Source organism: Candidatus Eisenbacteria bacterium (assembly GCA_016867495.1).
Classification (GTDB): domain Bacteria; phylum Eisenbacteria; class RBG-16-71-46; order CAIMUX01; family VGJL01; genus VGJL01.
Map to the genome: position 1 here is coordinate 1 of VGJL01000138.1, position 6,718 is coordinate 6,718.

Annotated in this window: 7 protein-coding genes; 4 read left to right on the forward strand and 3 right to left on the reverse strand. The window is 67.3% G+C overall.

Going from position 1 to position 6,718, the window contains the following annotated elements; translation table 11 throughout:
* Nucleotides 1–24 precede the first annotated feature (24 nt).
* Complete coding sequence (locus FJY88_10635) at nt 25–945, reverse strand: tetratricopeptide repeat protein (GenBank protein MBM3287788.1); 921 nt, start codon at nt 943–945, stop codon at nt 25–27.
* Between the two features lie 34 nt (nt 946–979).
* Between FJY88_10635 and FJY88_10640 the strand changes: the two genes are divergently transcribed.
* From FJY88_10640 to FJY88_10650, 3 genes are all read left to right on the forward strand, one after another.
* Entirely contained in the window at nt 980–1,963 is a 984-nt protein-coding gene (locus FJY88_10640; GenBank protein ID MBM3287789.1) for a PDZ domain-containing protein, read from the forward strand.
* Between the two features lie 267 nt (nt 1,964–2,230).
* Nucleotides 2,231–2,632 carry a hypothetical protein gene (locus FJY88_10645; GenBank protein ID MBM3287790.1) on the forward strand — a complete coding sequence of 134 codons (402 nt, stop codon included), beginning with the start codon at nt 2,231–2,233 and terminating at the stop codon, nt 2,630–2,632.
* Nucleotides 2,633–2,778: 146 nt separating this feature from the next.
* Nucleotides 2,779–3,882, forward strand: coding sequence for a hypothetical protein (locus FJY88_10650; protein MBM3287791.1), 1,104 nt, complete (start codon nt 2,779–2,781; stop codon nt 3,880–3,882).
* 111 nt (nt 3,883–3,993) lie between these two features.
* Here FJY88_10650 and FJY88_10655 read toward each other — a convergent pair whose 3' ends face one another.
* Together FJY88_10655 and FJY88_10660 are read right to left on the reverse strand one after the other, a co-directional pair.
* A complete protein-coding gene (locus FJY88_10655) occupies nt 3,994–4,803 on the reverse strand; it encodes a slipin family protein (protein MBM3287792.1) in 810 nt (269 codons plus the stop codon).
* 3 nt (nt 4,804–4,806) lie between these two features.
* Nucleotides 4,807–6,120 (reverse strand): nodulation protein NfeD, encoded by a 1,314-nt coding sequence (locus FJY88_10660; protein ID MBM3287793.1) that lies wholly within the window; start codon nt 6,118–6,120, stop codon nt 4,807–4,809.
* On the opposite strand from FJY88_10660, the gene FJY88_10665 reads away from it, so the two are divergent.
* Nucleotides 5,989–6,718 (forward strand): SDR family NAD(P)-dependent oxidoreductase (locus FJY88_10665; GenBank protein MBM3287794.1); only part of this gene is annotated, 730 nt, incomplete at its 3' end. The genes FJY88_10660 and FJY88_10665 overlap by 132 nt on opposite strands.

Consider the following 6,718-nt stretch of genomic DNA (forward strand, 5'->3'; position numbering starts at 1 on the left):
CCGCCATCGGACCGGCTGCGGCTCCTACCTCGCCCCGGATCCGGAGCCGAGGCTCTTGAGTATCTCCTCGACCTCCGCCGCGAGGAGCGAGTCGCGGCCGATCTCCCCCTTGAAGAGGGTGAGGACGCGCCGGGCATCGGCGAGCCTCCGCGTCCCCATGTAGAGCATGGCGAGATCCATGTAGGATCGATGAAGGCCCGGATCGCCTTGAATCGCCCGCTCCAGGTGCCGCGTCGCGCCGACCGTATCCCCGACCGCGAGGCACAGGAGGGAGAGATTGTAGTTGGCCTGTGGATGAAGCGGCCGCCGTTCGAGCAACCGCGAATAGACCTCGAACGCCTCCTCGCCTCGCCCCAGCTGCTGGCTGAGGAGACCCACCTGGAAGAGATCTTCCTCGGTCGCATCTCCCCGCGCCGCGAGGCTGCGCCTCAGATGAAGGGCCATGTCGGGCCGACCCACGTCTTTCCATCGTTCCGCGAGCCACCGTCTCTCCTCCGGCATCGTCTCGCCCCTGCCGAGCGCCTCGGCCGCCAGCGTGACGGCGGCCTCCCTCTGATGGTCGTCCCATCGAAGCTGCGCGAGGTAGGCGAGCGCCGCGGGGGAGGCGTCGCCCCTCGATGCGAGGGAGGCGAGCCGCGTGCGCGCCTCGCGCGTCCTCCCCTGTTTCAGCGCGACCTCCGCGAGCAGGAGCCCCGCCCTAGAAGAATCGACGCCATCGAGGCCCAACTTGAAGGCGGCCTCGGCCTCCGCTCGGGCCGCGGCGTAGTTCTCCCGAATCTTGTAGGCTTCCGCGAGCCTCACCCTCACGGAGCCGTCGCGAGGATTCGCGCGGATCTCAGCCTGTATCGATGCGATCGCGAAGGAGAGCGAGTCGGGTTCCTGCTCTGCGGGTTCGGCCCGGGAACTCGCGAGGAATCCCGCGGCGAGGAGGGCCGCAACGCACAAGGCGGCGGAACCGGTCCCGCCAGGCAGGTGTAAGATGCGGGTGGCAAGGAGGAACGAACCGATGAACAACCTCGTTTCCGCCCGGTCGAGACGATGCCGGTCGCGTCGTCCATTTCGAATCACCGTCACACTCCTCCCCATCGTCTGCGCTCTGGCTGTCCTTCCCGCCGCCTCCTCCGCCGCCGCACGGGGCTGGCTGGGCGTCTCCGTGCAGGATGTCACGGAGTCGCTGCGCGAGGCCATGGATCTCGGGGCCGCCGCCGGGGCGCTGGTGAGCGACGTCGCCCCGGACAGCCCCGCCGAACGGGCCGGCATCCGCGCGGGGGATGTCATCGTACGCGTCGAGAAGAGCCCCGTCGAGACCTCAGCGGATCTAGTCGGCTACCTCCGCGGCAAGGAGGAGGGCGAGCGTGTCGACGTCTTGATCCAGAGGGGAGGGGCGGAGGAGGTCGTCCGCGTGACTCTGGGACCCGCCCCCGGGCGATCGGAGAAGGAGAAGAAGCCCGACCGCAGGCTGCCGATGCCTGATCTGCCCGATATCGTCAAACCCCTCGGGGGAAGCCCGACGCTCGGGGTCCGAGTCCAGAGCCTGGACAGGCACCTGGCCCCCTACTTCGATGTCGAGCCGGATGAGGGCCTCCTCATCCTCGGCGTCGTCCCCGGGAGTCCCGCCGAGCAGTCCGGCCTCCTGCCGGGAGACGTGATCCTCGAGCTCAACGGCGAGCGGGTCGCGACGGTCGAGGACCTTCGGGCGCGCCTCCACCGCCTCTCCGGCGGCGACGACTTTAACGCATCGATCATCCGAAAGGGCCAACGCGAGGAGGTGCGAGGACGGATCGAGCGCGGCTGGGAGCATCCGCAGCGCCCCGGTTTGGCCCGCCCCCGCCTCGAGCGGCAACGATCGAGGGACTCACGCATCCTCGATCGCGCCGAGCGTCGGATGGAGAGAGAGCTGGACAGGCTTCGCGAGCAGATCCGGAGACTCGAGAGGCGGCTGGAGAGAATGGAGAGGCGCTAGCGAGCTTGAGGCCGGCCCCCGGTCCACGCGGGGCCCCGCAGACATGCATGCAGGCCGGCGAACGCGCCGGAGCGAATCGCCTGCTTCCTCTTAACCCCGCTGCCTCGGGGGCCTCCCACAGCATCCAAGGCTAGGAGCATTTCCCGGGGAGGAAACAGCCCCGAGGCGCAGGGTACCTAAGACTGGCTATCGGCACGCCGGCGCGAACCTGAAGCTCTTTGGATTGACAGATGACCGCGCCCCGGCTCACGATCCCGGCGATCTGCCATGCCACACGTGCTCATCAGCGGCCCCTGCGACCTGAGAAGGTTCTGGGAATCGTTCGCCCCGACCCTCATCCGGAACGAGCGGCTCATCGTCAAGGCGGTCGACGTCTACGTCGCGTCCGGCGGGAAGCGGGCGCTCGTGGAGTGCGCGGTCATCGAGGGCTTCTTGCGACAGTCCTTCCTCATCGAGCTGGCCGAGCGGGAAGGGGGCATGGTCGTCCGCCTGTTCGGCTCCCAGAAACCGGAGAAGACCGATGGAGTCCGCTATGCCCTGGGCTGGATCGCCCACATCCTCGTTCAACGGATGCCCGGATGTCGCATGATCGCGGCCAACCTCGGGATCGATCTGCCCGAGATCTGGACCGATTCCGCGGCGGAGAGCCCCGAAGATCATCTCCCCTGACGATCGGCCGTGAGAAGCCATCCGCAGAAGCCAGCCTGCCTGTTGATTTGCCGCGCAACATGAGGTATAATCATAAGGTAGAGCGATTCGATCGCCTCTGAGACACCCGTTCCCGGGAAACCGGGAACTGCACAAGGAGAATCAGCATGCGCATTCCGCACCGTCTTGTCTTAGCGGCGATTGCCGCTTGCTTCCTGCTATCGCCGCAGGCGGCGCCGGCCAGCACCTTTGTCTACCAGCCCCTGGAGGCATATCGCTCCGTTCAGTCCTCCGAGACCTACGTCGAGCTGCCAGCGCTCCTGAAGACCAATCTGCCGGCAGGCGATCGGCTCTTCGTGGTGTTCGACTCCTACGGCCCGTCCGACTGGATCATCCAGTACTGCCAGGTCTCCGCCGGCATCTGCTTTCCGGACGATCACGAGATCACGCTGCGCAATGACAGCCCGGACACCCTGAGGGTCGATTTCATCATGATGCCGGGCGGATCGAACGGCGTGGGCTGGGCCGACGTCAGGATCTACCGCGTGGACGATCCCTCGGATTGGGCCGAAGCCTCCTTTGCCGTCGGACGAGGGGTGACGCTCCCGACGCCCAGCTTCGCGTTCCGCAGCTCGACGGCCTTCAAGCAGGCGAATCCATACGACGATGTTCGATTCCGGACCTGGATCCGTTCCTACAACGGTTTCAATGACTCCCTGATCGTCCACATCCTGACCCAGATGCCCCCGAACTGGACCTCGGAGTTCTGCCAGCGATCGACAGGCCTTTGCCGATCCGAGCGGACGGCGCTCTGGTTCCCTGCCGGGCTTTCCGACTCGCTCTATGTGAACGTCTATCCCGACAACCCCGATCCTGGAATCGGCAAGGTCTGGATCAAGACGCAGAGCAGGGCAAACCCCGCGTTCTTCACGACGCTGCCCTTCCGGGTGAGGAGCGGTTCGATTCCGTCCTCCGCGGAAGAGGACGGCGCGACGCGGGACGTCGCGGTCCGGGCCAATCCGAATCCGACGCGCGAGGGCGCGGACTTCGAGGTCGGCCTGCGGAGCGCATCGACGATCCGCCTGCTCGTCGCCGACCTCTCCGGGCGCAGGGTGCATGAGCAGGAGACGGGGCTCCTGCCCGCCGGCCTCCACACGATACGCTGGGATGGCCGCGACGCCGACGGAATCCCGGCCGCTAGCGGCATCTACTTCTATCGAGTCTGGGGGGATGGGGCCGCGGCGGAGGGAAAGCTCGTCGTCGAACGATAGCGGTCGCCCCGTCAACGGGGACTGCCGCTTGACCCGCCGGCACGCCCTGCGCGCCGGCGGGTCTTCTGCCATCCATGCGTCTGGTCGCAAGACCAGGCGCCCGAGGCCCGGTCAGCTCGTCGGACTCGCCGGACGGGAGATCTGCGGCGTCCCCTGCCCTCTCGCAGCGCTGAGGCTCTGCGTGAAGGCGCTCAGCAGGTCGATCGGGATCGGGAAGAGGGTCGTCGAGTTGTTCTCCGTGGCGATCTCCGCGAGGGTCTGCAGGTAGCGAAGCTGCAGCGCGGCCGGTTGCGACTGGATGATCGCCGCGGCCTCCGACAGACGCTGCGCGGCCTGGAACTCCCCTTCCGCGTTGATCACCTTCGCCCGCCGCTCCCTCTCCGCCTCCGCCTGCTTCGCCATCGCGCGCTTCATCTCGACCGGAAGATCGACGTCCTTCACTTCGACCGCGCTCACCTTGATCCCCCACGAATCGGTGTGCAGGTCGATGATCTCCTGCAGGCGCATGTTCACCTTCTCCCTCTCCGCGAGGAGATCGTCCAGCTCGGCCTGGCCGAGGACGCTCCGCAGCGTCGTCTGAGCGAGCTGGGAGGTCCCGAAGAGGTAGTTCTCCACCTCGAGGATCGCCCGGTTGGGATCGACGACACGGAAGTAGAGCACGGCATTCACCTTGACCGAGACGTTGTCGCGCGTGATCACATCCTGAGGAGGGATGTCCATCACGAGAACCCGCAGGCTCACCTTCACCATCTTGTCCACGAAGGGGATCAAGAGGATCAAGCCGGGCCCCTTTCCTCCTATCACGCGCCCGAGGCGGAAGACGACCGCCCGCTCGTACTCGCGCAGCACCCGCACGGCGCTGGCGAGGATCAGGATCACGATCAGGATCAGCAAGAAGGACGAACCGAATACCTGAGGCATGACTTAGACCTCCCGGTCGGACGAATCCCTGTCAACGGCAGTCACGTGGAGAAGAAGACCCTCCACGGAAGTGACACGAACACCTTTCCCCTCGGCGATCGGAGAGCCGGCGATCGCGGACCAGATCTCCCCGTGGATCATCACTCTTCCCCGCGGGTCGAGCCGCTCCACGACGACTCCGCTCTCGCCGACCATCCCTTCCTTGCCCGTCACCGGGCGCAGGCGCTGCGCGCGAAGGGCCATCCAGACAGCGAAGAGGAAGAACCCCGCCGTCACCGCCATGGCGGGGATCAAGACGGCCGGCGAGAGCCCGGGCACCCCGACGCGGCCGCGGAAGAGCATGAGTGAACCCAGCAACAGACTGATCACCCCCCCAATCGAGAGCGCCCCGTGGCTTGGCACCTTGATCTCCGCAAGGAACATCACCACGGCGAGGAGAATCAACAGCACTCCCGCGTAGTTCACCGACAGACTCTGGAATGCGAAGAGGGCGAGGATGAGCGAGATCCCGCCGATCACTCCCGGGAGAACGACCCCAGGGTTCGACAGCTCGAAGAAGATCCCGAGGATGCCTGCGAGGAAGAGGAGATAGGCGAGGTTCGGATTGGCGAGAACCGCCAGGAGGCGCTCCCGGAATCCCATCCGGTGCTCGCGGACCGACGCGCCGGCGGTCCGCAGGGTCCTTTCCCCGTAGAGCGTCGAGACCTGACGCCCATCGACGGCCTGCAGGAGGTGCGAGATGTCATCGGCGAGCAGGTCGCAGACGCCCTCCCGGACCGCCTGCTCCGCCTCGATCGAGACGCTCTCGCGAACCGCCCGTTCCGCCCAGTCGGCGTTCCTGCCGCGGGCGCGGGCGATGGAGCGCGCATAGGCGACGGCGTCGTTGACGAGCTTCGACCCCATCGTGGAATCGGGCTGGGACATTCCTCCGATCCCCACCGGGTGCGCCGCGCCGATGTTCGTCCCGGGCGCCATCGCGGCGACGTGTCCCGCCATCGTCACGAACATCCCCGCTGAGGCGGCCCGCGCGCCAGGCGGTCCGACCCAGACGATCACCGGCACAGCGCTGCCGAGAATCGCCTTGGTCGCTTCCCGCATGGAGAGATCGAGGCCGCCCGGAGTGTCGAGCTGGATGATGATCGCCTCGACCCCCCGTCGGTCGGCCTCCTTGATCGCCTCGACGACATGGCGAGACGTGACGGGCGTGATCGCGTCCTCGAGGAAGACCTGGAGAACCTCGGGATCTGCGCGGACGACCGTCCAGGGGCACGACGACAGAAGGACGCCGGCGAACAGGATGACGAGGCGCCGAGACATGAGATCCACCCGATTCCTCTCCCCCACGATTCCCCGCGCGGGACGACTCTCGGCAACCGCCGTTCCGCCGGCCGCCGTCCCGTGCGGAAACTCCCAGGCCCCGACAGAATGCACCCGGAGGGGCCGGCGCACCAGTCCTACTTGATCCCGGCCCAGCGCCCCCCTACGATCGCCGGCGCGGCGTCGGGATGGCGCTGGCGGCCCGCGGGGCTCGCGCCCGCCGGCTCGGCGAGCCGAACGGGCCGCGGAGCGACACCGCGAGCCGGGCTGTCCCGGGCGCCCGATCGTCAACCTGGCCCAGTCGGTCGGGGCCTGAGAACAAGGGCGGAGGGAATCATGAAGATCGACCTCACAGGACAGAGCGCCCTGGTCACGGGGGGCTCGCGGGGCATCGGCAGGGCGATCGCGCTGCGGCTGGCCTCCGCGGGGGCGAACGTCGCCATCAACTACCTCCGCCAGGGAACGAGGGCGAACGAGACGGCCGCTGAGATCGCCCGCGCGGGCGTGCGAAGCCTGGCTATCAAGGCCAACGTGGCGCAGATCGATGAGATCGAGTCGATGTTCGAGAAGCTGCGCGAGACCTTTGGCCGGCTCGACA

What these genes read in the sequence shown, in the direction of transcription:
- FJY88_10660 (MBM3287793.1), bottom strand. Translation starts at nt 6,120, where the DNA reads ATGTCTCGGCGCCTCGTCATCCTGTTCGCCGGCGTCCTTCTGTCGTCG.
- FJY88_10650 (MBM3287791.1), top strand. Translation starts at nt 2,779, where the DNA reads ATGCGCATTCCGCACCGTCTTGTCTTAGCGGCGATTGCCGCTTGCTTC.
- FJY88_10645 (MBM3287790.1), top strand. Translation starts at nt 2,231, where the DNA reads ATGCCACACGTGCTCATCAGCGGCCCCTGCGACCTGAGAAGGTTCTGG.
- FJY88_10655 (MBM3287792.1), bottom strand. Translation starts at nt 4,803, where the DNA reads ATGCCTCAGGTATTCGGTTCGTCCTTCTTGCTGATCCTGATCGTGATC.
- FJY88_10640 (MBM3287789.1), top strand. Translation starts at nt 980, where the DNA reads ATGCGGGTGGCAAGGAGGAACGAACCGATGAACAACCTCGTTTCCGCC.